Raw genomic sequence first — 26,995 nt, 5'->3', positions numbered from 1 at the left:
GTCGGCCGGGAGAAATCGATAGACGATTCTACCGACGCGGTGTGCCTTTCGATTCGGATCAGTCGTGATTCGTCAGGAAACCGCCGCTCTGGTGGGCCCAAAGCCGGGCGTAGATGCCGCCGCGGGCGAGCAGGTCGGCATGGGTGCCTTCTTCCACGACACGGCCCCGATCGAGCACGATCAGCCTGTCCATGGCGGCGATGGTCGAGAGCCGGTGCGCGATGGCGATCACGGTCTTGCCCTGCATCAGCGTGTCGAGGCTGCCCTGGATGGCGGACTCGACCTCGGAGTCGAGCGCACTGGTGGCTTCGTCGAGCAGCAGGATGGGGGCATCCTTGAGCATCACGCGCGCGATCGCGATGCGCTGGCGCTGCCCGCCCGAAAGCTTCACGCCGCGTTCGCCCACGTGCACGTCGTAGCCGCTGTGGCCTTGCATGTCCCTGAGCGCCGTGATGAACTCGTGTGCGTGGGCCTGCCGCGCGGCACGTTCCATGTCCTCGTCGCCGGCCTGGGGTTTGCCGTAGAGGATGTTCTCGCGCACCGAGCGGTGCAGCAGCGCCGTGTCCTGCGTGACCATGCCGATCTGCGCCCGCAGGCTTTCCTGCGTGACGGTCGAGATGTCCTGGCCGTCGATGAGCAGGCGGCCGCTGTCGATGTCGTAGAAGCGCAGCAGGAGATTGACGATGGTCGACTTGCCCGCACCCGAACGGCCGACCAGGCCGATTTTTTCGCCGGGCCGGATGGTCAGGTCGAGGCGGTCGATGACGGGTTTGTCCTGTCCGTAGCCGAACGAGACGTTCTCGAACTTGACCTCGCCCCGGCTGACCTTCAGTGCGGGCGCACCGGGCTGGTCGCGGATGGTCTGGCCGCGGGCGATGGAGTTCAGGCCGTCCTGGACGGTACCCAGGTGTTCGAACAGGGCGGCCGCTTCCCACAGGATCCAGTGCGACAGGCCGATCAGCCGCAGCGTCATGGCCGTGGCGGCGGCCACCGCGCCCGGGCCCACCTGGCCTTGCACCCAGAGGTAGATCGCCACGCCCGCGGTGGAGAGGATGAGCAGGACCATCAGCGCATGGTTGACGATCTCGAAGGCGCTGACCAGACGCATCTGGCGGTACACGGTGGACAGGAACTCGCGCATCGCGCTGCGGGCGTAGTCGGCCTCGCGTCCGGCGTGCGAGAACAGCTTGACGGTGGCGATGTTGGTGTAGGCATCGGTGATCCGCCCCGTCATCAGCGACCGTGCGCTGGCCTGCGCCTTGGCACTGGCCCCCAGGCGCGGCACAAAAAAGACGATGGTCAGGATGTACAGCGTGAACCACGCCGCGAACGGCAGCAGCAGCACGCTGTCGAAGGAGCCCACCACCACGACCATGGCGGTGAAGGTGATGCCCATGAAGACCAGCACGTCGCCCACGATGATGCAGATGTCGCGCACGGACAGGGCCGTCTGCATGACTTTGGCCGAGATGCGGCCGGCGAATTCGTCCTGGAAAAAGCCCATGCTCTGGTTGAGCAGCCAGCGGTGGAAGCGCCAGCGCAGCATCATGGGGAAGTTGCCGGCCAGCGCCTGGTGCTTGAACACCGTCTGAAGAGCGATCAGCACGATGCTGCCCAGCAGGATCGCGATCGCCCAGGCGATGCTGGCCTTCTCGGTCTGCAGCAACTGGTCGGCCGGCGTGGCGCTGAGCCGGTCGACGACCTGGCCGAGCATGGCGTACAGCCAGGCTTCGAAAGCCCCGGCCAGCGCGGTGAAGAACATCATCGCCAGCAGCCACGGGCGAGCCCCTTGGGTGGCGGCCCAGATGAAGGGGACCAGCCGCTGAGGCATCGGTTCGGCCTCGGCGGCCAACGTGTCCTGTCCGTCCCGGCCGAAGGGCGGGAGCAATTTTTCGAACCACTGAAACAAAATCCGTGTCTCCTCGTCTGGATGCGCCGGCTCGGTGAAAGTCCGGCGGCGTGCCATGATGCCCGGCCCGCTTGTAGATCGCATGACAGGACGCGGCTGTCCCTGTCGTCTGTGGTGTCAGCGCAGAATCTCGAGCAGGCGGTCGAGGCCGCCCTGGTTGATGGCCACCTTGGCGACCGCCCGCACGCGCGGTTTGGCGTGGTAGGCCACCGACAGGCCTGCGGCCTCCATCATCGGAATGTCGTTCGAGCCATCGCCCACGGCAATGGTCTGGGCCGGACTGATGCCGATCAGCGAGGCGATGCCCAGCAGCGTGCGCCGCTTGATGTCGCCGTCGCACACGTCGCCCCAGTCCTGGCGGACGACCTGCCCGGTCAGCACGCCGTTGTCCTGCTCGAGCTGGTTGGCGCGCACGAAATCCAGGCCCAGGCGGTGCCGCAGTTTTTCGGAGAAGAAAGTGAAGCCGCCCGAAACCAGCAAGGTCTTGAGTCCGGCTTCCTGGCAGGCACGCACCAGCGTCTCGGCCCCGGGACTGAGCTGCAGGCGCTGGTCGTAGACCTCTTGCAGGGCGCCCACGGGCACGCCCTTGAGCAGGGCCACGCGCTGGCGCAGGCTGTCGCGGAAGCTGGTGATCTCGCCGCGCATGGTGGCTTCGGTGATGGCGGCGACTTCGGCCTTCTTGCCCACCGCATCGGCGATCTCGTCGATGCACTCGATGGTGATGAGCGTGGAGTCCATGTCGAAGCCGATGAGTCTGTAGTCGGCCAATGCCAGGGGGGCTGCGATGCCCTGCAGGGTCAGGCCGGGCGCGAATTCGTGTGTGTTGCTCATGATGAGGGAAGGAAAGGATCAGGAATAGGGCTGGACGACTTGCCTGCGCACCAGGTTGATGACCATGGCTGCAGCGGAAAAACTCATGGCGGCCACCAGAGCCAGCGTGGCCCCCTGGGCCGTGGTCAGGGCAAAGCATAAACCCGCCAGGGCCGCGCCCCAGGTCTGCCCGTTGACACGGGCCGTGGCCTGCATGCCGCCGGCCGCGCCGCTGCGCGAACGCGGCGGTGCGGACAGCATGTCGCGGTTGTTGGGGGCCTGGAAAAATCCGAAGCCGATGCCGGCGACCAGCAGGCCGACGACCAGCCAGGTGTCGGGCGCGGCCGCAGGCAGCAGGGCCGCGCCGCCCAGGCCGGCGATCAGCAGTCCGGCACCGATCACGCACAGCGTGGCGGCCTGGACCCGGTCGACGAAATGCGACACCGCCAGGTTGGTGAGCGACGAGCCGATCGGCCAGGCCGTCATCAGCAGCCCGGTCTGCACGGCGCTGCGGCCCAGCGTGTGCTGCAGATAGAAGGGCAGGGCGACGAACGCACACATCTGTGCCGCGAACATGCAGAACGAGGCCGAGATCGCCCAGCGAAAGCGCTGGATGGCAAAGAGGTCGAGCGGCAGCAGGGGCGCCGCCTGACTGCGGCTGCGCCGCACCAGCAGCCACACGCAGACGGCGGCCAGGGCGATCAGCGGCAGCGCGACCCGGGGGGCGCGCGCCAGCAGGTCCAGCCCGACCACGCCCAGGCACATGCCCAGGGCGTTGAGCACGATGCTGGACACGTCGAACGTGCGCTGCTGGCGCTGCGTGTGGGGCAGCGTCCGGCTGGCGGCATAGGCGGCCAGGCCCAGCGGGACGTTGAGCACGAACAGCCAGGGCCAGTCGGCCACCGACAGCACCGCCGCGCAGACGCTGGGGCCGGCAGCCGAGGCGATGGTCACCACAAAGGCGTTGCGGCCGATGCCGCGGCCGAACTCCGCCGCCGGATAGGTGTAGCGCAGCAGGGCCGACGAGCAGCACATGATGGCGCTGGCCCCCAGCCCCTGCAGCACGCGCAGGGCAACCAAGGCATGGATGGAGCCCGCCAGCGCGCAGCCCAGCGAGGCCAGCGTGAACAGCACCACCCCCGCACGGAAGATGTTGCGATAGCCCAGGTGTTCGCCCAGTGCGGCCAGCGGCAGCAGCGTGGCGATGATGGCGAGCTGGTAGGCGTTGACGATCCACACCGCATCCGAGGGGCTGGCGCCCAGGTCGCGTGCAATGGTGGGCAGTGCCACGTTGGCCAGCGTGCCGTCGAGCACGCTGAGGATGATGGCCAGCGAGATCGCCATCACCGCCCAGATCCGTCGCGGCATGGGCAGGCCGTCTTCGGTGCCAGGCGACGGCGCGGTCCCTCGGGGCGATGCGGCACTGCTCATGCGGTGGCCTTTTCGCGAGTGCCGTCGGCAGCGGCCATGGGCTGGCCGAGGTTGCGCAGCACGTCGCGCACCATCTGCGCGCGGTCCTTGGGATCGGGCAGGGGTTTCTCGATGCGCAGCTTGTCGTTGCCGGCGAGCTTGATGTGCTTGTTCTTCTGGATCAGCCCGATGATGGCCATCGGGTCGACCGGCGGATTGGGCTTGAACGTGATGCTGATCACGCCCGGCGCGGCATCGACCTTGAGCACGCCGTAGGGCGCGCTCAGGCAGCGCAGGCGGTGCACGTCTACCAGCGTCTGGGCCTGCGGCGGCAGCTTGCCGAAACGGTCGACGATCTCCTCGAGCAACAGGTCGATCTCGTCGTTGCGGCGCGCGGTGGCGAAGCGTTTGTAGAAGGACAGGCGCAATTGCACGTCGCCGCAGTAGTCGTCCGGCAGCAGGGCGGGCGCGTGCAGGTTGATGTCGGTGGTGGCGGCCAGGGGCGCCAGCAGATCGGGTTCCTTGCCTTCCTTGAGGCAGCGGACGGCTTCGGCCAGCATCTCGTTGTAGAGCTGGAAACCGACCTCGAGCATGTTGCCGCTCTGGTTCTCGCCCAGCACTTCGCCGGCGCCGCGGATCTCCAGATCGTGCATCGCCAGGTAGAAACCGCTGCCCAGTTCCTCCATCTGCTGGATGGCCTCGAGGCGCTGGGCGGCCTGCTTCGTCAGGCTCTCGATGTCGGGCACCATGAGGTAGGCATAGGCCTGGTGGTGACTGCGTCCGACGCGTCCGCGCAACTGGTGCAACTGCGCCAGGCCGAAGCGGTCGGCACGCGCCATGACGATGGTGTTGGCCGTCGGCACGTCGATGCCGGTCTCGATGATGGTCGAGCACAGCAGCAGATTGTGGCGCTGGGCCACGAAGTCGCGCATGACTTTTTCCAGCTCGCGCTCGGGCATCTGGCCGTGGGCGACGGCGATGCGGGCCTCGGGCAGCAGTTCCTGCAGGCGCTCGCGCCGGTTCTCGATGGTCTCGACCTCGTTGTGCAGGAAGTAGACCTGGCCGCCGCGCTTGAGCTCGCGCAGCACCGCTTCGCGGATGACGCCGTTGTTCTCGTTGCGCACGAAGGTCTTGATGGCCAGCCGGCGCTGCGGTGCCGTGGCGATGACGGACAGGTCGCGCAGGCCTTCGAGCGCCATGCCCAGCGTGCGCGGAATGGGGGTGGCGGTGAGCGTCAGCACGTCGACCTCGGCGCGCATGGCCTTCATCGCCTCTTTGTGACGCACGCCGAAGCGGTGTTCCTCGTCGATGATGAGCAGGCCCAGGCGGTCGAACTGCACGTCCTTGGACAGCAGCTTGTGGGTGCCGACGACGATGTCGACGGTGCCGTCGCCCAGGCCCTTGATGGCGGCGTTGACTTCCTTGGTGGTGCGGAAGCGGCTCATCTCGGCGACCTTGACCGGCCACTTGGCAAAGCGGTCGACCAGCGTCTGGTAATGCTGCTCGGCCAGCAGCGTGGTGGGCGCGAGGAAGGCGACCTGCCTGCCGCCCATGACGGCGATGAACGCGGCACGCAGGGCCACTTCGGTCTTGCCGAAGCCGACGTCGCCGCAGACCAGGCGGTCCATGGGCTGGGGCGAGATCATGTCCTGGATGACGGCGTGGATGGCGGCGTTCTGGTCGGCCGTTTCCGCGAAGCCGAAATCGGTGGCGAAGGTCTCGTAATCCTGGGCGCTGTAGCGGAATGCGTGGCCCTCGCGTGCGGCCCGGCGGGCATAGATGTTGAGCAGTTCGGCGGCGGCATCGCGCACCTGTTCGGCGGCGCGGCGCTTGGCCTTGTCCCACTGGCCGCTGCCCAGGCGGTGCAGCGGCGCTTCGTCGGGCGAGACGCCGCTGTAGCGGCTGATCTGGTGCAACTGGCTGACGGGCACGTAGAGCGTGGCCTTGTCGGCGTACTCGAGGTGCAGGAACTCCTGCAGCGCCGGGCTGCCGTCGGGGTTGCTCTGGCCGATGTCCATGTTGACCAGGCCGTGGTAGCGGCCGATGCCGTGCTGCGCGTGCACGACGGGGTCGCCGACCTTGAGTTCGCTGAGGTCCTTGATGAGGGACTCGACGTCGCTGACCTGTTCCTGGCGGCGCCGGCGGCGGGCGCCCGTGCTGGTGGCGAAGAGCTCGGTCTCGGTGACCAGGGCGATGCCGGTCTCGGCCCAGTCGAAGCCGTTGACCAGGGTCGACGTCGCCATGCCCAGGGCCTCGTCGCTGCCCTGGAATTCGGCCAGGGAATCGAATAGAACCGGTTGCAACTGGCTGGCGCGCAGAAAGTCGAGCAGGCTTTCGCGCCGGCCGTCGCTCTCGGCCAGCACCAGCACGCGACGTGCCGGCTGGCGCAGGAAAGCCTGGAGCTGCTGCAGCGGTTCTTCGCCGCCCTTGCTCACCACCAGCGACGGCAGGGCGAGGGCAAAGGCGCTGTCGGCGATATCGTCGGCGCCGCCTTCCCTGGCGCTGCGCAAGGCCAACTGGGCGTGGCCCTTGGCGAGTTCATAGAACTGCTCGGCGCGCAGGAACAGGCTTTCGGGCGGCAGGGCCGGGCGTTCGGGGTCGGTGCGGGCCAGGCGGTAACGGTCGGCCGTGTCCTGCCAGAAGGCGTGGAAGGCCGATTCCAGATCGCCATGGAGCACCAGCGTCGCGCCGTCGCCGGTCGCGGCCTGGGCGAAATAGTCGAACACCGTGGCCGTGCTCTCGAAGAACAGCGGCAGGTAGTACTCGATGCCGGCGGTCGCCACGCCGTTGCCCATGTCCTTGTAGATGCGGCTCTTGGTGGGGTCGCCTTCCAGAAGTTCGCGCCAGCGGTTGCGGAAGCGCGCGCGCGCTTCGTCGTCCATGGGGAACTCCCTGCCCGGCAGCAGCCGCACTTCGGGCACCGGGTAGAGGCTGCGCTGGCTGTCGGGATCGAAGGTGCGGATCGAGTCGATCTCGTCGTCGAACAGATCGACCCGGTAGGGCTGCAGCGAGCCCATGGGGAACAGGTCGATGAGGCTGCCGCGCACGGCGTACTCGCCCGGGCTCACCACCTGGGTCACATGGGTGTAGCCGGCCAGCGTGAGCTGGGCCTTGAGCTTGGCCTCGTCGAGCTTCTGGCCGCTCGTGAAGTGGAAGGTGTAGCCGGCCAGGAAGGCGGGCGGCGCCAGGCGGTAGAGCGCGGTGGTCGCCGGGATCAGCACCACGTCGGCTTCGCCCTGCGAGATGCGCCACAGCGTGGCCAGGCGCTCGGAGATCAGATCCTGGTGCGGCGAGAAACCGTCGTAGGGCAGGGTCTCCCAGTCGGGAAACAGCGTGCAGCGCAGTTCGGGTGCAAAGAACGGCAGCTCGCCCATCAGGCGCTGGGCATCCTGCGCGCTGGCCGTGACGATGGCGGTCAGCCGCCCCGCTCGGCGCTCGCGGTCGGCGAGCCGCGCGAGCAGCAGCGAATCGGCCGAACCGACCGGACGGGGCAGGGCAAAACGTTTGCCGACGGAGAGTTTGGGCAGTTCCATGGGTCTTGAGCTGAGCCGGAGGGCGCCGCGAGCCGGCAGCCGCCAGGGCGACACGGGGGCACGGCAACGACAAAACCCCTCGCCGGGCTGGAGAGGGGGTCGTGACAGCCTTCGATTTTAGTGGCGAGCGGCGCACGGCGCTTGCGGCCTGCCGGATTGCCCATGCAGAAACGGGGGGAGACAGGCCCTGGCCGGTTCGCCGGGCGCGGCGTCTGGCCGTGCGTTCAGCCGCCGGCGTCGACCTGGCGGCGCAGGAAACGCATGAGGGTGGGATCGTTGGCGTAGCAGACGTTGAAGCGCAGCCAGGGGATGGGCCGCTGGTCCGGGTAGAACAGCAGGCCGGGCGCCAGCAGCAGGCCCTCCGAGACGGCCTCCTGGGCCACTTTCTGCACGTCGATGTCGCGCGGGAATCCGGCCCACAGGAAGGGACCGCCGGCCGGACGCGTGAAGAGTGTCATGCCTGCCGCCTCGAGGCCGTCGCACACGTCGTTCTGCGCCTGGGCCAGGCGCTGGGCCAGCCGGTGGATGTGGGAGCGGTAGTTGCCGTCGACCAGCACGCTGTGCAGCAGCTTTTCGCTGAGTTCGGAGCTGGTCAGGCTGCCGACCATCTTCTGGTAGACCATCTTTTCGGTGACGTCCTCGCTGGCGGCGACAAAACCGACGCGCAGGCTGGGCGAGACGGTCTTGGCGAAGCTGCCCACATAGATCACCCGCTTGAGCTGGTCCAGACTGGCGAGGTTGGGCAGTCCGGGGGGCTCCAGCCCGGCCATCACGTCGTTCTCGACGATGCGGAAATCGTACTGCTCGGCCAGCCGCAGGATCTGGTAGGCCACGGTGGGCGAACAGGAACTGCCGGTGGGGTTGTGCAGGTGCATGGTGGTGAAGAACACCTTGGGCCGGTGGCGCTGCACCAGGGCCTCGAGCGCCTGCACGTCGGGTCCGTCGACGCGCCGCTCGACGCCAGCCAGCCGCAGGTCGAGCGAGCGCAGCGTGGCAAAGAAATTGGTCGATCCCGGCGCATCGACCAGGGCCACGTCGCGCGGCTGCAGCAGCGCCCGCCCGGCCATGGCCAGGGCCTGCGAAGCACCGTGCGTGAGCACGATCTGGTGGGCCGGCGCCTGGATCGAGCGCTGGGCCAGCAGCGTCTCGATGTGCTGGCGCAGCGGCAGGTAACCCTGCGGCGTGCCGTAGCTCGCCAGTCCCGCCGATTTCTTGCGGGCCAGGCTGGCCAGGGCCTGTCTCACACCGTCTATATGCAGCCAGTCGGGGCGTATCCAGCCGCAGCCGGCATTGAGCAAGGTGCTGTCGTCTTCGTAGACCCGTTGCAGCAGCCACAACGAATCGACCGAGGTACGGCCCACGAACGGCTTGCGCCGCTGCAGTGCGGGCGGCGGTGCGCTGGTCACGTAATAGCCGCTTCCCGCGCGGGCCTCGATGTAGTTCTCGGCCACCAGTCGGCCATAGGCATTGGTCACCGTCATGGTGCTCACGCCGGCCTCGCGGGCCTGCTGGCGCACCGAGGGCAGCTTGCTGCCGGGCTTGAGCTGGCCCTTGTCGATCTGCGCGGCCAGGGCTTCGTAGAACTGGCGGACCAGCGGCATGCCCAGGTTCGGGTCGGGAATGAAGGTCGGCATGGCGAAAGGCTCCAGGGCGGTGGCCGGTGATGTTCCGAAGTGGTGCGGCGCATGCACCGTGCAGGGGCGTGTCGGGGGCGCGGCGACCTCGCAGCCAGGGTCCGGCGCCAACTGTATTGGTAATGCTATGAGCAACTGTCTATATCCACAAGCGCTTTGTGAACCTACATTCGCCATCAGCAGGACAGCGGTTCATTTCACCGCTGACCTGCGCCAGATCAGCCCGCGGGCCCGAACGGCTCGAACCCATCACAGGAAACCGGTCCATGCATCCCACCCAAGTCTTGAAAGCCTGGCGCACAGGCCTCAACCGCCGCCAGATCGCCTGGGGCGCCGCGGCAGCCCTTCTGGGCGCGTCCACGCTGGGCATGGCCCAGGGTGCAGCCGCCGAGACGCTGCGCATCGTGCCGTCGACCACCATCACCGTGCTCGATCCGATCTGGACCACGGCGTATGTCACCCGCAACTTCGGCTACATGGTGTTCGACACCCTGTTCGGCACCGATGCCCAGGGCAAGATCCAGCCGCAGATGGTGGGCAAGTGGACGACTTCGGCCGACAACAAGACCTGGACCTTCACGCTGCGCGACGGCCTGGCCTTCAGCGATGGCGCCGCAGTGACGAGCGAGGACGTGATCGCTTCGCTCAAGCGCTGGTCCAGCCGCGATACGCTGGGCGGGCTGATGGCGCAGTCGCTCGACCGCTACGAGGCCGTCGATGCCAAGACCTTCCAGATCGTGCTCAAGCAGCCTTTCGGGCTGGTGCTCGAAGCCCTGGGCAAGCCGTCCTCGAACGTGCCCTTCATCATGCCCCGGCGCATCGCCGAGACCCCCGGCGACACGCAGATCAAGGAGATCGTGGGTTCGGGACCCTATCTCTTCAAGGCCGACGAGTTCCGTCCGGGCCAGGTCGCGGTGTTCGACAAGAACCCTGCCTACAAGCCGCGCGCCGAGCCGCCTTCGGGGACTGCCGGAGGCAAGGTGGTGTATGTCGACAAGGTCGAATGGCGCTTCATCCGCGACCCGCAGACCCAGATGAACGCGCTGCTGACCGGCGAGATCGACATCATCGAGCAGCCGGCATTCGAGCAGTACGCCACGTTCCGCGACAACCCCGATATCCGGATCGTCGACGCACAGCCCAACGGCTTCCAGTTCAGCCTGCGTTTCAACTTCCTGCATGCGCCGTTCGACAACGAGAAGATCCGCCACGCCGCCCTGCTGGCGCTGGGCCAGGAGGCGATGCTGCGCACGCAGGTGAGCGACAAGCAGCTCTACAAGACCTGCCGCAGCATGTACCCGTGCGGTACGCCCTTCGCGTCCGACAGCACGGGCGACTACACCGGCGTGCCGCAGATCCAGAAGGCCAAGGCACTGCTGGCCGAGGCGGGCTACAAGGGCGAACCGATCGTGCTGATGCGTCCGACCGACCAGACCACCATCGGCAAGCTGCCCCTGGTGGCCAAGCAGCAGCTCGAGCAGGCCGGCTTCAAGGTCGATCTGCAGAACATGGACTGGCAGAGCCTGGTCTCGCGCCGCGCCCGCAAGGACGCGCCGCAGGCCGGCGGCTGGAATGCCTTCATCACTTCGTGGGTGGCCGAGGACATTCAGAACCCGCTGACCATGGCCATGATGAACGCCCGCGGCGACAAGGGATGGTTCGGCTGGATGGACGACGCCAAGCTCGAGGAGATCAAGTCCCGCTTTGCGCAGGCCACGACGGACGCCGACAAGAAGCGCATTGCCGAGGAGGCCCAGCTGTACGCCTTCCAGGTCGGCACCCACGTGCCCTTGGGCCAGTACACCGTTCCTGCCGCCGTGCGCAAGAACATCAGCGGCATCGTGCCCGCCGGTGCCCAGGTGTACTGGAACATCAAGAAGCAATAAACAAGACCCGGGAAGGGCGGGGACGCGAGCCGTCCTTGCCCCGCCGCATGCCACGCATCACGAGGAGCTAGACAAGATGCTGACCTTCCTGGCCAAACGTTTGGCCGCCACCCTTCCGGTCCTGCTGGTGGTTGCCGTCGCGGTCTTCATGATCGTCCGGTTGACCCCCGGCGACCCGGCCGCCGTCATCGGCGGCAATGGCGCGACCAGCGAAGACATCGACCGCATCCGCGAGCAACTGGGACTGACCCAGCCGCTGTGGCAGCAGTTCACGCTGTGGGCCGGGCACGTGGTGCGCGGCGACCTCGGGCATTCGTTTTTCCTCAACGAATCGGTGCTCAAGCTCATCGGCCAGCGCATGGAACCCACCTTGTCTCTGGCCGGCGGCACGCTGTTGCTGGCCGTGCTGATCGCGCTGCCGCTGGGCACGCTGGCGGCCTGGCGCATGGGCGGCTGGCTCGACCGTGCCGTGATGGCGTTCTCGGTGGCGGGTTTCTCGATTCCGGTTTTTGTGATCGGTTACGTGCTGATCTATTTCCTGGCCCTCAAGGTCCAGATCTTCCCGGTGCAGGGTTACCGTCCGTTGTCGGGCGGTCTGGGGCCCTGGGCCTATCAGCTCGTGCTGCCCTGCCTGACGCTGGCCGTGACCTACGTGGCGCTGCTGGCCCGCGTGACCCGCGTGGCCGTGAGCGAGGCCCTGACCGAGGACTACATCCGCACCGCGCGCGCCAAGGGCATTGCAGAACGCACCGTGCTCATGCACCACGCGCTGCGCAATGCCGCCGTGCCCGTCGCCACCGTGGTCGGCGTCAGTGCCGCGCTGCTGCTCGGCGGCGTGGTGGTGACCGAGACCGTCTATGCCATTCCGGGCCTCGGCCAGCTCACGGTCGATGCCGTGCTCAACCGCGACTTTCCCGTGCTGCAGGGCGTGGTGATGTTTTTTGCCGTGGCCTACGTACTCGTCAACCTGCTGGTCGACCTGAGCTACCTGGTGCTCGACCCTCGCATCCGCTATTGATGCCCCCCACGACTGCTGACGACAAGGATCATTGCTGATGAACACCCTGCACAAACTCTGGCGCAACGGCTCGGTGCGCGGCGGCTGCATCGTGCTGCTGCTGTTGCTGGCCCTGGGCCTGATGGCCCCCTGGTTGGGCACCTTCGACCCCTCGGCCATGGATGCCTCCTTCATTTCGGTGGCTGCCGGCACGCGCGGCGACGTGCTGCTGCCCGACGGCAGCGAACTGGCCCACACCTTCTGGATGGGCAGCGACAGCATGGGACGCGACGTCTGGAGCCGTGTGCTCTACGGCACCCGCATCTCGCTGCTGGTCGGTATCGTCACCGCCATCGCGGCCGTGCTGCTCGGCTGCGTGCTGGGCATGCTGGCCGGCTACTTCCGGGCCGTCGATGCGGTGCTGATGCGTGTCATGGACGGCATCATGGCCATTCCCGCCGTGCTGCTGGCGATCACGCTGGTGGCGATGTTCGGCGCCAGTCTGCCCACGGTGATCCTGGCCATCGCCGTGCCCGAGATCCCGCGGGTCACCCGCCTGGTGCGTGCCCTGGTGATGAGCCTGCGCGACGAGCCGTTCGTGGAAGCCGCACGAGCCCTGGCCACCCCCGACGCCATCATCCTGTGGCGCGACATCCTGCCGAACTCGCTGGCGCCGCTGATCGTGCAGGGCACCTTCATCGCCGCCTCGGCCATCCTCACCGAAGCCATCCTGAGCTTCCTGGGACTGGGCCTGCCGGCCGACGTGCCGACCTGGGGCAACATCATGGCCGAAGGCCGGATCCAGTTCTCGCAGAACCCCGGCAACGTGCTGTTCCCGGCGCTGTTCCTGGTGCCCACGGTCCTGGCCATCAACTTGCTGGGCGATGGCCTGCGCGATGTGCTCGATCCCAAGTTCTCCAAGCGCGCATGAGCGGCGCGATCTACGACAAGGACCTCGACGTGAGCGATCTTTCCGATGTGAGACATGCCCAGGCTGCGAGCCTGAACGCCCCTGCCGGGCAGACGGATCAGCCGGTGCTGGCGGTGGACGGCCTGCAGGTCGCGCTGCCTCGCGGGGCCGACCGCCCGCATGCCATCGAGAACCTGAGCGTGCGGATCCACGCCGGCCGCACCCTGTGCATCGTGGGCGAGTCGGGCTCCGGCAAGTCGGTGCTCGCGACCACCATCATGGGTCTGCTGGCCAAGGAGCTGAACGTCACGCAGGGCAGCATCCGCCTGGGCGGCGAAGCCCTGATCGATGACGGCCGCGCATGCAGCGACCGGCGCCTGCGCGAACTGCGCGGGACCGGCATGGGCATGGTGTTCCAGGAGCCCATGACCGCGCTCAACCCCGTGCATACCTGCGGCGAGCAGGTCGACGAACTGCTGCGCACCCACACCCGGTGGAGCGCGGCCGAGCGCCGGGCCCACATCCTGTCCATCTTCGAGCGGGTGCGCCTGCCCGATCCGCAGCGCATCTACGGCAGTTATCCCCACCAGCTTTCGGGCGGCCAGCGCCAGCGCATCGTGATCGCCATGGCCATCGTGCTCAAGCCGCGCCTGCTGATCTGCGACGAGCCGACCACCGCGCTGGATGTGACCACCCAGGCCGAGATTCTCAAGCTGGTGGCCGAGCTGCAGGCCGAGCAGGGCAGCGCAGTGCTGTTCATCACCCACGACATGGGGGTGGTGGCCGAGATCGCCGACGACGTGATGGTGATGCATCTGGGACGCGTGGTGGAGCAGGGCCCGCGCGAACAGGTGCTGCGCCAGCCGCGCGAGCCGTACACGCGCATGCTGCTCGATGCCGTGCCCAGCATGACGCCGCCGCTGCCCCGCACGCTGCCTGGCGGTCCGCCGCTGATGGCCGCGCAGGGCGTGGGCAAGACCTATGTGCGGCGCGACTGGCTGGGCCGCGGCAAGAGCAACGTCGCCCTGCGCGACGCCGCCGTGGCCGTGCACCGGGGCGAGACGGTCGGCGTGGTCGGCGAGTCGGGCTCGGGCAAGTCCACCTTCGCCCGCTGCATGATCCGCCTGATCGATCCGACCGAAGGCACCATACACTGGGGGGGCGACGAAGTGCAGGCGTTGCCCGAGCGCCAGCTGCGTGCGCTGCGCTCGCGTGTGCAGGTCGTTTTCCAGGATCCCAACCGGTCGCTCAACCCGCGCCGCACCGTCGGTTCCTCCATCATCGAAGGGGCCATGAATTTTGGTCTGGACCGCAACGCCGCGCTCAAGCTGGCCGGCGAGCTGATGGATCGCATCCGGCTGCCCCGCACCGCGCTCGAGCGTTATCCACACCAGTTCTCGGGCGGACAGCGCCAGCGCCTGGCCATTGCCCGTGCCGTGGCTTGCCAGCCGCAGGTGCTCGTGGCCGACGAAGCCGTGTCGGCACTCGACGTTTCCGTGCAGGCCCAGATCCTCGAACTCCTGCGCGAGATCCAGCGCGACCTCGGGCTGGGACTGCTTTTCATCACCCACGACCTGCGTGTGGCTGCACAGCTCTGCGACCGGGTGATCGTCATGAGCCGCGGTGAGATCGTCGAGCAGGGCCTCACGGCCGATGTCTTTCTGCGGCCCCGCGACGACTACACGCGACGCCTTCTGGCTGCCGCACCGCGTGCAGAACTGGGCACGCAGCCGTCGACCGATGCGGTGCACGAAGCCGTATAACGTCGGTGACAGGCACTCTATTTTTTCACAGACCTACCGTCAGCAGGAATCGAAATGACACTCGCCATGAGTTGGGATGAATGGGCCGCACACGATGCCCTGGGTTTGGCCGAACGCGTGCGCCAGGGCGACGTGAGCCCGGCCGAACTGGCCGCGCAGGCCGCGGCCGGCGTGGCCAAGACCAATGCGGCCATCAGCGCCGTGGTCGAGGTGTTCGACGACGTGGTGGCCGATCCGCTCAAGGACGGCATGAACCCCGACGGCGTGTTCGCCGGCGTGCCCTACCTGATGAAGGACCTGGGCCCCACGCTCAAGGGCCGGCTGCAGGAAATGGGCTCGCTCCTCATGAAGGGCAACCGCGCCACCGAAGACAGCTATCTGGCGAGCCGCATCCGGCAGGCCGGGCTCAACGTGATCGGCCGCACCACCACGCCCGAATTCGGGGTGTGCAGCTCGGCCGAGAACCCGGCGGTCTACGTCACGCGCAACCCCTGGGACGTGAACTACACCACCTGCGGCTCGTCGGCCGGCACGGCGGCCGCCGTGGCTGCAGGCGTGCTGCCCATCTCGCATGCCACCGACGGCGGCGGCTCCATCCGCATCCCGGCCGGCTTCAACGGCAACATCGGGCTCAAACCCTCGCGCGGCGTGTTCTCGATCGCCCCCAAGGCGTCGGACCTGACCGGCCTGGTCTCCATCCAGGGTTGCCACACCCGCACGGTGCGCGATACCGCGGCCTTCGTCGATGCGTGCCGGGGCGGTGCACCCGGCGAATTCATGCCCTACTGGAGCCCGGCCGAAACCTACAGCGAGCTGATCAAGCGCGATCCGCGCCCGCTGCGCATCGCCCTGTCGCACGAGTGGGGCGACTACCGCGCCACGCCGCATTTCGTGGCCGAACTCGAGCGCGCCGGACGCCTGCTCGAGAGCCTGGGCCACCAGGTCGAATGGGCCTTGCCCGACGTGGATTTCCGCGCGGCCTTCGAAGCCCAGACCACCTGCTACATCAGCAACTTCGCGCAGACCATCTCGAACATGCTGCCGCAGTTCGGCCTGGACAAGCCGCCCGCCGACCTGATCGAACCCATCAACATCAAGATCTGGGAAGCCGGCATCGACACCTCGTTCTCCGAACGAGCCCGCATGCAGGCGGTGTTCAACACCACCGCGCGCGGCTTCGGCCAGTTCTTCGAGTCGTGGGACATCATCCTCACCCCCATCACGGCCCTGCCCACGCCCAAGGTCGGCACCACCGAATACCTGACGATCAGCGACAACCCGTCGGTGCACGACTGGTTTGCCAATCTGTGGCGCTTTTTCTCGTACACGCCGCTGTCCAACCTGTGCGGCATTCCGGCCGTCTCGCTGCCGCTGGGCATCCAGGAAAGCGGCCTGCCGCTGGGCATCCAGGCCCAGGCCGCGCAGGCCCATGACGGCCTGCTGCTGCAACTGGCGGCGCAGATCGAACGCGCCATCGGCGGCCAGTGGAACGGCGGACGCCGGCCCGCCGTGCATGTGACCCAGCCCTGAGGTCGCAGCCGATCCGGTCCCGTCCGTCCGTTCGTGCGGCACGGCGGACCGTTGCCTCGTGTCGATCTTCCTTTCACGTTTCTCATCCATGGCAGCCCCACCCCCATCCGAATCCCGCCGCGCGCAGGCCGGCCACGCCGGCCGTCCCGCCGTGCGCGAGTTTCTGCTGGGCGTGCGCGATATCAGCGGGCCGGCCCTGGGCACGCTGGCCGTGGGATTGGTCACCGGAGTGGCCATGGCCAAGAGCGGCCTGCCGCTGGCCGTGGTGCTCGCCGCCGGCCTGCTGGTCTTCGCCAGCGCCTCGCAACTGGCCTGCTTGCCTCTGGTCGCGGCCGGTGCGCCGCTGTGGCTCGTCGTGACCACCGCGTGTGTGCTCAACCTGCGTTTTGTGGTGTTCAGCGCCTATTGGCGCCCCTATTTCGCCCACCAGCCGCGCGGACGGCGCCTGTTGCTGGGCTATATCTCGGGCGATCCCATCTTCGCGGCAATGAACCAGCGGTTTCCCCTGCCTGCGCCCGGACAGCTGCCTTATTTCCTGGGGCTGGCGCTGTTCAACTGGCTGGTCTGGCAAGTGGGGTCGCTGATCGGCCTTTTCATGTCCGACGACATCCCCATGGATCTGGGCTTGAGGTTCCTGGGCATGCTGGCGCTGTTCGCGCTGGCTTTGCCCATGCTGGTCGATCGCGCGACTTGGACCTCCGCCGCCGTGGCCTGCGCCGTGGCGATGCTGGCCAGCGGCCTGCCTTACGGTCTCAATGTGGTGCTGGCCCTGATGGCGGCCGTCGCCACAGGGGTCTGGCTCGACCGCCGGCGCCCGGGCGCCGCCACCGCATGATGGGGAGCTGGCACGAATGGCTGGCGGTGAGCGCGCTGGTGATGGTGACCGTGCTCACGCGCGGCATCTTCCTGGTCTCGCGGGCCGAGTGGCGCATGCCGCCCTGGCTGCGGCGTGGCCTGCGGCATGCTCCGCTGGCCGCCCTCATGGCCATCGTGGCACCCGAGATCTGGCTGACGCCCGGCCTGGGCTACACCGGGCCGGATGCCCGCTGGCTGGCCGTGGCCGCGTGCGGCGTGTGGTTCTTCTGGGTGCGCCGCAGCGTCACCGGCGCGCTGCTGGCCGGCAGCGCGGCTTACCTGGCCTTCACCTTGTTCTAGATCGCCCGGCTGCGCCCGGCCCACCGGCGGCGCGGGGCCATTGCGCCTTAAAATTCGCGGCTCGTTCCTCTCGACTGCCTGCCGTGCCTGCCGCCCTTTCTTCTTCCGCCTCTCCGTCGATCTGGGTTCTCGTGCCCTGCGCCGGCGTGGGCAGCCGCGCCACCCGGCACGACGCCGAGGCCCAGCCCCTGCCCAAGCAGTATCGGCGCCTGGGCCACGACACCCTGGTCGGCCATACCCTGCGTGCGCTGCAGCAGGTGAGCCGGATCCGCGCCACGCTGCTGGTCGTCGCGCCCGGCGACACCCAGGCCGCATCGCTGCTGGCCGGGCGACCGGTGCAGATCGTCGCGCGTGGCGGCGAGACCCGCGCAGCCACGGTCGCGCAGGGGCTGCAGTGTCTGGCCGAGCTCGGCGCCCGCGAACACGACTGGGTGCTGGTGCACGACGCGGCACGCTGCCTGGTCACGCCCGCGCAGATCGACCGGCTGCTCGATGCCTGCCTCGACGATGCGGTGGGCGGACTGCTGGCCTTGCCCCTGCCCGATACCCTCAAGGAAGAAGGCGATGGACGGGTCGCCCGGACCCTGCCGCGCAGCGGAAAATGGCTGGCCCAGACGCCGCAGATGTTCCGGTTGGGATTGCTGCGCGATGCGCTGTCCGGAGCTGCCGCGCAGGGCGTCGAGGTCACCGACGAATCGAGTGCCATCGAGGCGCTGGGCCTGGCTCCCCGGCTGATCGAAGGCAGCGCGCAGAACTTCAAGGTCACCTACGCCAGCGACTTCGAGCTGGCCGAGGCCGTGCTGCTGGCGCGCGCGGCCGCACCGTCGCCATCCGTTCCGCCACAGCCCTTCACCGCACCATGAACACACCCGTCAGTCTTTCATCCCTCCTCGGCGGCCTGCGCATCGGCGAAGGCTGGGACACGCACATCCTGGTCGAGGGCCGTCCCCTCATCCTCGGCGGCGTGACCGTGCCGCACGAGCGCGGCCTCTACGGCCACTCCGACGCCGACGTGCTGCTGCACGCCATCACCGATGCCATCGTGGGTGCCGCCGGCATGGGCGATATCGGAACGCTCTTTCCCGACACCGATCCGCAATTCAAGGGCGCGGATTCGATGGTGCTGCTGGCCGAGGCCATGCGGCGCGTGGCCGCGCAGGGCTGGCAAGTCGTCAACGTCGACAGCACCATCGTCGCACAGGCGCCCAAGCTCGCACCCTACAAGGCCGAGATGGCCGCCAATGTCGCACGCGCGCTGGGCATCTTGCCCGCGCAGGTCAACGTCAAGGCCAAGACCGCCGAGAAGATGGGACCCGTGGGGCTGGGGCAGAGCATGGAAGCGCGCGCCGTCGTGCTGCTGGTCAAGGGCTGATCCCTTTTCCTTTTCCCGTTTCGCCTTGCGAGCGGCGAGCCCCCTCTAGGGCGTGAAGCGTGTCACCTCGTCGGTGATCAGGCCGTCCACGCCCAGCGCCATGAGCTGCTGGGCCAGTGCGCCGTCGTTGACGGTGTAGCACAGGGCCCGCAGGCGGTGGGTGTGCAGGATGTGGCGCAGGTCGGCCGTCATCAGGCTGTGATGCGTGACCACGGCCACGCAGCGCAGCGCCAGGGCGGTCGCCAGCCAGTCCAGACCGGTGCCGGATTCTTCCGCGTTCCACAGCGTATCCAGCAGCAGGCCGCGCGGCAGACCGGGCGCGGTGTCGAGCGCCGCCTGCAGCGACTCGGGCTTGAACGAAGTCAACAGCGGCGGCTCGACTTCCGCCGGCCAGCGTTGCTGCAAGGTCTGCGCCACGACTTCGCCCGTGCGGTACTCCACGCCGGGTGTCGGCTTGATCTCGACATTGAGCGCCAGGCCCTGGCCCAGACACAGGTTGAGCAGGTGTTCGAGCCGGGGCAGCGGTTCGCCCGCATAGGCCGGGCTGTGCCACGAGCCCGCATCGAGTCTCGACAGCGTGTTCCAGCCGATCTCGCCCGCCACGCCCGACTGGCCCGTGGTGCGATCCAGCGTGGCGTCGTGCATCAGGAAGACCTGTTCATCGGCGCTGAGCTTGGCATCGCACTCGAACATGCGGTAGCCCTGGGCCGCACCGAAACGAAATGCCGCCAGCGTGTTTTCCGGCACGTGTTTTCCGGCACCCCGGTGGGCGATCCAGAGCGGGTAGGGCCAGTGGTCGTAGTCGACCGGCAGCAAGCGGCTGCCTGAGGAGGATGAGGTCATGGCTGCAGTCTCGAGCGTGTCGGGATCGGCGTCAATCGCCGATGCGGCGGCCGTCCTGTGCCGAAAACCAGTGCAGCCGGTCGGTCCGGGGGGCGAGTTGCAGCGTCGAGCCGATCTCCGGCAGCGGCACCGATTCGTCGGTCCTCACCACCACCGGGCGTTCGCTGCCCTGTCCGCCGAGCTGGCCATAGATCAGGTGCTCGGCCCCCAGGATTTCGACCATCTCCACGAACAGCGGCCAGTGGCCCGGCGCAGGCGGCTCGTCGGCGGCCAGCACCCGGATGTGCTCGGGCCGGATGCCCAGCGTCACCGGCCCCTGCACCGGAGACACCGCTCCCGGCGGCAGCGCCAGCGTGCGTGCGCCGATCGTCAGCCCGTCCGGGCCGGCATCGCCCGGCACCAGGTTCATGGGCGGCGAGCCGATGAAGCTCGCCACGAAGGTGCTGGCCGGCCGGGCATAGACCGTTTCGGGCCTGCCGAACTGCTCCATGCGGCCGCCGTTCATGACGATCATGCGTTGGGCCAGCGTCATGGCTTCCACTTGGTCGTGTGTCACGAACAAGGAGGTGATGCCCAGTTCGCGGTGCAGTTTCTGGATTTCCAGCCGGGTCTGCACCCGCAGTTTGGCGTCGAGATTGGAGAGCGGCTCGTCGAACAGGAAAACCTGCGGCTGGCGCACGATGGCGCGTCCCATGGCCACGCGCTGGCGCTGGCCGCCCGAGAGCTGGCGCGGCTTGCGGTCGAGCAAATGGCCGAGCTCCAGGATCCGCGCGGCCTTGTCGACACGCGTCTTGATCTCGTCCTTGGGCACCTTGGCGATCTTCAGGCCGTAGGCCATGTTGTCGAACACGCTCATGTGCGGATAGAGCGCGTAGTTCTGGAACACCATGGCGATGTCGCGTTCGGCCGGTTCGAGATCGTTGACCACGCGCGGGCCGATCGCGATCTCGCCGCCCGAGATTTCTTCCAGGCCCGCGACCATGCGCAGCAGCGTCGACTTGCCGCAGCCCGAAGGGCCGACGATCACGATGAACTCGCCATCGTCGATCTCGGCATCGATGCCGTGGATCACGGGCTGGGCCGAAGCACCCGTGCCGTAGTGTTTGAGGACTTTGCGTAAGGAGATGGAAGCCATGGATTCAGCTCGAATGGGGTGATGCGGTGAAAGGCGCGGACAAGCCAGGGCGCGGCATTATTTTTCGGTATCGACCAGGCCCTTGACGAACCATTTCTGCATCAGCAGGACCACCGCGGCGGGCGGCAGCATGGCCAGCAGCGCCGTGGCCATGACGATGTTCCACTCGTTCTGGCCGTCGCCGCCGGCGATCATGCGCTTGATGCCGATCACCACCGGATACATGTCCTCGCTGGTCGTTGCCAGCAGCGGCCACAGGTACTGGTTCCAGCCGTAGATGAACTGGATCACGAACAGCGCGGCGATCGACGTGCGAGACAGCGGCACCAGGATGTCCTTGAAAAACCGCATCGGGCCGGCGCCGTCCATGCGGGCGGCCTCGACCAGTTCGTCGGGCACGGTCAGGAAGAACTGGCGGAACAGGAAGGTCGCCGTGGCCGACGCAATCAGCGGGATCGTCAGGCCGGCATAACTGTTGAGCATGCCCAGATCGGACACCACCTGGTAGGTCGGTGCGATACGGACTTCCACCGGCAGCATCAGCGTGACGAAGATCAGCCAGAAACACAGGCCGCGGAACGGGAAGCGGAAATACACCACCGCAAAGGCCGAGAGCAGCGAAATCGCGATCTTGCCGAAGGTGATGACCAATGCGCTCACCAAGCTCACCCACATCATGCGGGCCACCGGGGCCGTCGATCCGGCGCCCGATTCGCGTCCCAGCAGCGCGGCCTTGTAGGTCTCCCAGAAATGCCCGCCAGGCAGCAGCGGCATGGGGGCCTGCACGATCTCCTGCGCGGTGTGCGTGGAAGCCACAAAAGCCAGGTACAGCGGAAAAGCGACGATCAGCACGCCGAGGATCATCACGGCGTGGGCCAGCAGGCCCAGGGTCGGACGGCGCTCGATCATGGGGCCACTCCTGTCTGCCAGGTGCGGGCCACGGAAACAGGGCGTGCCATCAGTAGTTCACTTTCTTTTCGACGTAGCGGAATTGCACCACGGTCAGCGCGATCACGATCAGCATCAGGACCACCGACTGCGCGGCCGAACCGCCGAGGTCCATGGCCTTGAAGCCGTCGTAGTACACCTTGTAGACCAGGATGGACGTGTCCTTGCCCGGTCCGCCCTGCGTGGCGGCATCGACGATGGCGAAGGTGTCGAAGAATGCGTAGACCACGTTGATCACCAGCAGGAAAAACGTGGTGGGCGACAGCAGCGGGAACTGCACCGACCAGAAGCGCCGCCACGGTCCCGCGCCGTCGATGGCAGCGGCCTCGATCAGCGACTTCGGAATCGATTGCAGCCCGGCCAGGAAAAACAGGAAGTTGTAGGAGATCTGTTTCCACACCGAAGCCATCACGATCAGCGTCATGGCATGGGTGCCGTTGAGCAGATGGTTCCAGTCGATGCCGAGGTGTCCCAGCGCGTAGGCCACCACGCCCAGCGAGGGCGAGAACATGAAGACCCACAGCACCGCCGCCACGGCGGGCGCCACGGCATAGGGCAGGATCAGCATCGTCTTGTAGAAGGTCGCGCCCCGCACCACGCGGTCGGCGAACACCGCCAGCATCAGCGACAGCGTGATGCCGATCGTGGCCACCAGCGCCGAGAAAATGGCCGTGGTGACAAAGGAATCGATGTAGCTCGGGTCATCGAGCAGGCGGCGGAAGTTGTCCAGGCCCACCCATTCGGTGGATGTGCCGAAGACATCCTGCATCTGCATCGACTGCAGCAGCGCCTGGCTGGCCGGCCAGAAGAAAAAGACCAGGATCACCGCCATCTGCGGTGCGATCAGCGCCCAGGGCAGCCAGGCGGATTTGAAGCGAACACGTTTTTCCATGCGCGGGTCCTGCAGGCGCCGGCCATGCGGCCAGCGCAGGGAAACTCATCCCTTGTTGGCTTTCTGGAAACGCTCCAGCTGCTCGTTGCCGCGCTTGACGATGGCGTCCAGCGCTTCCTTGGCCGTCTTCTTGCCGGACCACACCTGTTCGAGCTCTTCGTCCTCGATCGCGCGGATCTGCACGTAGTTGCCCAGGCGGATGCCACGGCTCTTGTCGGTGACCTTGCGGATCATCTGCGTCACCGCCACGTCGGTGCCCGGGTTCTGCTTGTAGAAACCGGATTTTTCGGTCAGCTCGTAGGCGGCGGTGGTCACCGGCAGGTAACCCGTCCGCTTGTGGCTGGCCGACTGCACTTCAGGGGTGGAGATGAACTCGAAGAACTTGGCCACGCCCTTGTACTCCTCGGGCTTCTTGCCGGCCATCACCCACAGGCTGGCGCCGCCGATCACGGTGTTCTGCGGTGCGCCCGGAACATCGGGGTAGTAGGGCAGGGGGGCGAGGCCGTAGTCGAACTTGGCATTCTTGGCCACGTTGCCGTAGAAACCCGACGAGGTGTTGATCATGGCGCACTCGCCCGAGACGAAGCTGGCCTCGGGCACGTTGCCGCGGCCCTTGTAGACGAACAGGCCCTGCTTGGACATGTTGCCCAGATTCTCGATGTGGCGCTGGTGCAGTGCCGAATCGACCTTCATGCGGGCGTCCAGGCCCTGCAGGCCGTTGGCCTTGGTGGCGAACTCCACGTTGTGCCAGGCCGAGAAGCTCTCGAGCTGGGTCCAGCCTTGCCAGGCCGTGGTGAACGGGCAGCGGTGGCCCGATGCCTTGAGTTTGGCGGCGGCGGCAACCACCTCGGGCCAGGTCGACGGCGCCTTGTCGGTGGGCAGGCCCGCGGCCTTGAAGGCGTCCTTGTTGAAATAGAAGATCGTGGTCGAGCTGTTGAAGGGGAAGCTCAGCATCTGGCCGTTGGGCGCCGTGTAGTAACCGGCGACGGCCGAGATGTAGGCGTTCGGGTCGAACTTGGCGCCGGCGTCCTTCATCACCTGGCCGACCGGCACGACCGCGCCCTTGCTGGCCATCATGGTCGCCGTGCCCACTTCGAACACCTGCAGGATGTTGGGCGCATTGCCGGCCCGGAAGGCGGCGATCGAGGCCGTCATCGACTCGTCGTAGCTGCCCTTGTAGGTCGGCACGATCTTGTAGTCCTTCTGGCTCTCGTTGAACTGGCGAGCCAGATCGTTGACCCATTCGCCGTTGACGGCCGTCATCGAGTGCCACCACTGAATTTCGGTGACGGCCAGGGCGGGCGTGCTGGCCGCGGCAGCGAATCCGGCAATGACGGCGAGATGTTTGAGATGAAGCTTCACGAAAGACTCCTGTGGCGTTCGTCGGAAAGAAGACGGATGTTTCCTGGCGGTTGCGCCCACGGGAGGAGCGGGCGGCGGGCTCAGGCCTGGATGCCTGGCGGGCGGATCAAAGGCCAAGTCGGCAAGACCGTCCGTGTCGGCATCAGTCGGCGCATGCTAGGCCGCGTCTGTGACAGTTTGGTGATTTTTGTCAGTGAAGTGAAAAATTCGTGACGGGGTTAACCCGTTGATGCGCATGTCTCGACGGCAGAAGGGTTTTGCCGGATCGCGCCCAAGGCCTTTCGGGGCTGCGTGCTAGCATCACGGGCTGCACGGCGGATGTGCCCGCCGCAGAGCGGGCGCCCGGGCATGCGCGTCAGCCGGGCGCAGGTTACCCTTTTATTGCGCCAGATTTGGCGGCTATTTTCCTATGAGCAAAACGTCACTCGACAAAAGCAAGATCAAGTTTCTGTTGCTGGAAGGTGTGCATCCTTCCGCCATCGAGGTGCTGCGCGCCGCCGGCTACTCTCAGATCGAAGCATTGCCCAGTGCCCTGCCCGAGGAAGAGCTCAAGGCCAAGATCGCCGATGTGCATTTCATCGGCATCCGCTCGCGCACCCAGCTGACGGCCGATGTCTTCGCCGCCGCCCAGAAACTGGTGGCCGTCGGCTGCTTCTGCATCGGCACCAACCAGGTCGACCTCAACGCCGCGCGCGAACGCGGCATCGCGGTCTTCAACGCCCCGTATTCCAACACCCGCTCGGTGGCCGAGCTGGTGCTGGCCGAAGCCATCCTGCTGCTGCGCGGCATCCCCGAGAAAAGCGCCGTGGCGCACCGTGGCGGATGGCTGAAATCGGCTTCCAACTCCTACGAAATCCGCGGCAAGACGCTGGGTATCGTCGGCTACGGCTCCATCGGCACGCAGCTCTCGGTGCTGGCCGAGTCGGTCGGCATGCATGTGCTGTTTTACGATGTGGTCACCAAGCTGCCCCTGGGCAATGCCCGCCAGGTCCACAACCTGACCGACCTGCTGGCGCAGAGCGATATCGTGACCCTGCACGTGCCCGAACTGCCCTCCACCCAGTGGATGATCGGCGAGAAGGAAATCGCCGCGATCAAGCCCGGCGGCATCCTGATCAACGCCTCGCGCGGCACCGTCGTCGAGATCGAACCGCTGGCCGCGGCCCTCAGGGCCAAGAAGCTGCTGGGCGCCGCCATCGACGTCTTCCCGGTCGAGCCGCGTGGCAACAAGGACGAGTTCCAGTCGCCCCTGCGTGGCCTCGACAACGTGATCCTCACGCCGCACATCGGCGGTTCGACCATGGAGGCGCAGGCCAACATCGGGCTCGAAGTCGCCGAGAAGCTGGTCAAGTACAGCGACAACGGCACCTCGACCTCGTCCGTCAACTTCCCTGAAGTGGCCTTGCCTGCCCACCCCGGCAAGCACCGCATCCTGCACATCCACCACAACGTGCCGGGCGTGCTCTCCGAGATCAACAAGATCTTCTCGGAAAACCAGATCAACATCGCCTCGCAGTACCTGCAGACCAACGAGCGTGTGGGTTATGTCGTCATCGACATCGACGCCACGTCCTCGCCGCTTGCCGTCGAGAAACTGTCGCAGGTCGCCGGCACCATCCGCTGCCGCGTGCTGTTCGACTGATCGGCCAGGCCGACCGGCGGCCGGCCTGAAACGGGCCGCCGTCGCCTTGCCGGACGCCCCAGGCGGGGCGCCTCGATCCGGGCCCGGCCGGGGCCGCCGTTCGTCATCGAACCGACCGGTCGATCCGTTCCGGCGCCGATGCCCGCGGGTGCCGCATGCCGCGCAGCGCGGAATTTTTCCAGGACCTCGTTGTGGATCGGCGCGCCGTCCGGCCGCCGGGGCATGCCGGCTGGCTTATGCTGCCTGTGCCGCGCCGCCGCAGGCCAGTCCGTCGGACGGGCCGGCTTGCGGGCCGCTTTGTCCCCCACACATTCCCACATGAAGGAAACAGACGGTGTTCAAGAATTTGATCGTCTACCGCATCGGTCCGACCTGGCAGCCCCAGCTCGAAACCGTGGTCGAACAACTGGCCAAGGCCGAATTCGCCGAATGCAGCGCCACCCAGGAAAAATCCATGGGCTGGGTTCCGCCGCGTGGCGACGCCCATGGGCCTTTCGTCGAAGCCATCGGCGGTCAATGGGTGCTCAAGCTCATGATCGAGACCAAGGCCGTGCCCAGTTCGGTCATCAACCGCAAGGTCAAGGACAAGGTCGCCGAGATCGAGCAGGCCACGGGCCGCAAGCCGGGCAAGAAAGAAACCAAGGAACTGAAGGAAGAAGCCAAGCAGTCCCTGCTGCCCATGGCCTTTTCCCGCCAGGGCAGCGTGGGGGTCTGGATCGATCCGGCCGCACGCCTGCTGCTGGTCGATGCCTCCAGCCAGGGCAAGGCCGACGACGTCGTCACTGCCCTGATCGAGCAGATCGAGGGGCTCACCCTGACCCTGCTGCAGACCCAGCAGAGCGCCGGCACGGCCATGTCCGGCTGGCTGGTGAGCCAGGAGGCGCCGGCTGGCTTTTCCATCGATCGCGAATGCGAGCTCAAGGCCACGGACGACTCCAAGGCCGCCGTGCGTTATTCCAAGCATGCGCTGGACATCGATGAAGTGCGTGCTCACATCGAAGCCGGCAAGGTGCCGACCAAACTGGCGATGACCTGGCAGGATCGCGTGAGTTTCCTGCTGACCGACAATCTGCAGATCAAGAAGGTCACGTTCCTCGAAGGCGTCTACGACGGGGCCGGCGGCAACAAGGAAGACGGCTTCGACGCCGATGTGGCCATTGCCACGGGTGAACTCGTGCAATTGCTGCCCGAGCTCGTCGAGGCGCTGGGGGGCGAGGTCGAACTGGCCTGAAGCCCGAGACCCGGCGGGCCCACGTCATGGCTC

General features: G+C 67.1%; 21 protein-coding genes. 11 read left to right on the top strand and 10 right to left on the bottom strand.

Annotation, left to right across the window (positions count from 1 at the left end; genetic code table 11):
* Nucleotides 1-58 precede the first annotated feature (58 nt).
* The 5 genes from EC845_RS15610 to EC845_RS15590 form a co-directional block, all read right to left on the bottom strand.
* Nucleotides 59-1,909 carry an ABC transporter ATP-binding protein gene (locus EC845_RS15610; RefSeq protein WP_370451336.1) on the bottom strand — a complete coding sequence of 617 codons (1,851 nt, stop codon included), beginning with the start codon at nt 1,907-1,909 and terminating at the stop codon, nt 59-61.
* A gap of 117 nt (nt 1,910-2,026) precedes the next feature.
* Nucleotides 2,027-2,740: a phosphoserine phosphatase SerB gene (gene serB / locus EC845_RS15605; protein WP_123299048.1), complete on the bottom strand. Its 714-nt coding sequence runs from the start codon at nt 2,738-2,740 to the stop codon at nt 2,027-2,029.
* An 18-nt stretch (nt 2,741-2,758) separates the two neighbouring features.
* Entirely contained in the window at nt 2,759-4,150 is a 1,392-nt protein-coding gene (locus tag EC845_RS15600; protein ID WP_123299047.1) for an MFS transporter, read from the bottom strand.
* A complete protein-coding gene (gene mfd / locus EC845_RS15595; RefSeq protein ID WP_123299046.1) occupies nt 4,147-7,662 on the bottom strand; it encodes a transcription-repair coupling factor in 3,516 nt (1,171 codons plus the stop codon). Before mfd ends, EC845_RS15600 begins: the two co-directional genes overlap by 4 nt.
* A gap of 224 nt (nt 7,663-7,886) precedes the next feature.
* Nucleotides 7,887-9,296 (bottom strand): PLP-dependent aminotransferase family protein, encoded by a 1,410-nt coding sequence (locus EC845_RS15590; protein ID WP_123299045.1) that lies wholly within the window; start codon nt 9,294-9,296, stop codon nt 7,887-7,889.
* Between the two features lie 266 nt (nt 9,297-9,562).
* Between EC845_RS15590 and EC845_RS15585 the strand changes: the two genes are divergently transcribed.
* The 9 genes from EC845_RS15585 to ispF all read left to right on the top strand — a co-directional run bounded on the left by EC845_RS15585 (nt 9,563) and on the right by ispF (nt 18,909).
* A complete protein-coding gene (locus EC845_RS15585) occupies nt 9,563-11,182 on the top strand; it encodes an ABC transporter substrate-binding protein (RefSeq protein ID WP_123299044.1) in 1,620 nt (539 codons plus the stop codon).
* A gap of 76 nt (nt 11,183-11,258) precedes the next feature.
* A complete protein-coding gene (locus EC845_RS15580) occupies nt 11,259-12,200 on the top strand; it encodes an ABC transporter permease (RefSeq protein ID WP_123299043.1) in 942 nt (313 codons plus the stop codon).
* Nucleotides 12,201-12,237: 37 nt separating this feature from the next.
* Nucleotides 12,238-13,110, top strand: a complete 873-nt coding sequence (locus EC845_RS15575; protein ID WP_123299042.1) for an ABC transporter permease — start codon at nt 12,238-12,240, stop codon at nt 13,108-13,110.
* Complete coding sequence (locus EC845_RS15570) at nt 13,107-14,852, top strand: ABC transporter ATP-binding protein (RefSeq protein WP_123299041.1); 1,746 nt, start codon at nt 13,107-13,109, stop codon at nt 14,850-14,852. The genes EC845_RS15575 and EC845_RS15570 overlap by 4 nt, the downstream gene beginning before the upstream one ends.
* Nucleotides 14,853-14,906: 54 nt before the next feature.
* A complete protein-coding gene (locus EC845_RS15565) occupies nt 14,907-16,382 on the top strand; it encodes an amidase (RefSeq protein WP_123299040.1) in 1,476 nt (491 codons plus the stop codon).
* Between the two features lie 88 nt (nt 16,383-16,470).
* Entirely contained in the window at nt 16,471-17,217 is a 747-nt protein-coding gene (locus EC845_RS15560; protein ID WP_123299039.1) for an AzlC family ABC transporter permease, read from the top strand.
* Nucleotides 17,214-17,537 (top strand): AzlD domain-containing protein, encoded by a 324-nt coding sequence (locus EC845_RS15555; RefSeq protein ID WP_123299038.1) that lies wholly within the window; start codon nt 17,214-17,216, stop codon nt 17,535-17,537. The genes EC845_RS15560 and EC845_RS15555 overlap by 4 nt, the downstream gene beginning before the upstream one ends.
* 83 nt (nt 17,538-17,620) lie before the next feature.
* Entirely contained in the window at nt 17,621-18,400 is a 780-nt protein-coding gene (gene ispD / locus EC845_RS15550) for a 2-C-methyl-D-erythritol 4-phosphate cytidylyltransferase (protein WP_199739820.1), read from the top strand.
* Nucleotides 18,397-18,909, top strand: a complete 513-nt coding sequence (ispF, locus tag EC845_RS15545) for a 2-C-methyl-D-erythritol 2,4-cyclodiphosphate synthase (protein ID WP_123299037.1) — start codon at nt 18,397-18,399, stop codon at nt 18,907-18,909. The genes ispD and ispF overlap by 4 nt, the downstream gene beginning before the upstream one ends.
* A gap of 45 nt (nt 18,910-18,954) precedes the next feature.
* On the opposite strand, the gene ugpQ is transcribed toward ispF, so the two are convergent.
* Genes ugpQ through ugpB form a run of 5 tightly spaced genes read right to left on the bottom strand, consistent with a single transcriptional unit; the run spans nt 18,955 to nt 24,089 of the window.
* Nucleotides 18,955-19,752, bottom strand: a complete 798-nt coding sequence (gene ugpQ / locus EC845_RS15540) for a glycerophosphodiester phosphodiesterase (RefSeq protein ID WP_123299036.1) — start codon at nt 19,750-19,752, stop codon at nt 18,955-18,957.
* A 31-nt stretch (nt 19,753-19,783) separates the two neighbouring features.
* Nucleotides 19,784-20,887: a sn-glycerol-3-phosphate import ATP-binding protein UgpC gene (locus EC845_RS15535; protein ID WP_123299035.1), complete on the bottom strand. Its 1,104-nt coding sequence runs from the start codon at nt 20,885-20,887 to the stop codon at nt 19,784-19,786.
* A 57-nt stretch (nt 20,888-20,944) separates the two neighbouring features.
* A complete protein-coding gene (gene ugpE / locus EC845_RS15530) occupies nt 20,945-21,796 on the bottom strand; it encodes a sn-glycerol-3-phosphate ABC transporter permease UgpE (RefSeq protein ID WP_123299034.1) in 852 nt (283 codons plus the stop codon).
* A gap of 49 nt (nt 21,797-21,845) precedes the next feature.
* Nucleotides 21,846-22,727 carry a sn-glycerol-3-phosphate ABC transporter permease UgpA gene (ugpA, locus tag EC845_RS15525; protein WP_123299033.1) on the bottom strand — a complete coding sequence of 294 codons (882 nt, stop codon included), beginning with the start codon at nt 22,725-22,727 and terminating at the stop codon, nt 21,846-21,848.
* A 45-nt stretch (nt 22,728-22,772) separates the two neighbouring features.
* Nucleotides 22,773-24,089, bottom strand: coding sequence for a sn-glycerol-3-phosphate ABC transporter substrate-binding protein UgpB (ugpB, locus tag EC845_RS15520; RefSeq protein ID WP_123299032.1), 1,317 nt, complete (start codon nt 24,087-24,089; stop codon nt 22,773-22,775).
* A 409-nt stretch (nt 24,090-24,498) separates the two neighbouring features.
* Between ugpB and serA the strand changes: the two genes are divergently transcribed.
* Together serA and EC845_RS15510 are read left to right on the top strand one after the other, a co-directional pair.
* On the top strand, nt 24,499-25,731 hold the full coding sequence (gene serA, locus EC845_RS15515; RefSeq protein ID WP_123299031.1) for a phosphoglycerate dehydrogenase: 1,233 nt from the start codon (nt 24,499-24,501) through the stop codon (nt 25,729-25,731).
* 334 nt (nt 25,732-26,065) lie between these two features.
* On the top strand, nt 26,066-26,962 hold the full coding sequence (locus tag EC845_RS15510; RefSeq protein WP_123299030.1) for a recombination-associated protein RdgC: 897 nt from the start codon (nt 26,066-26,068) through the stop codon (nt 26,960-26,962).
* Nucleotides 26,963-26,995 lie beyond the last annotated feature (33 nt).

Source organism: Comamonas sp. BIGb0124 (assembly GCF_003752175.1).
Taxonomy (GTDB): Bacteria; Pseudomonadota; Gammaproteobacteria; order Burkholderiales; family Burkholderiaceae_C; genus Comamonas_F.
Note: the sequence above shows the minus strand (reverse complement) of the source record. Positions and strands in the feature narration are given on the sequence as shown.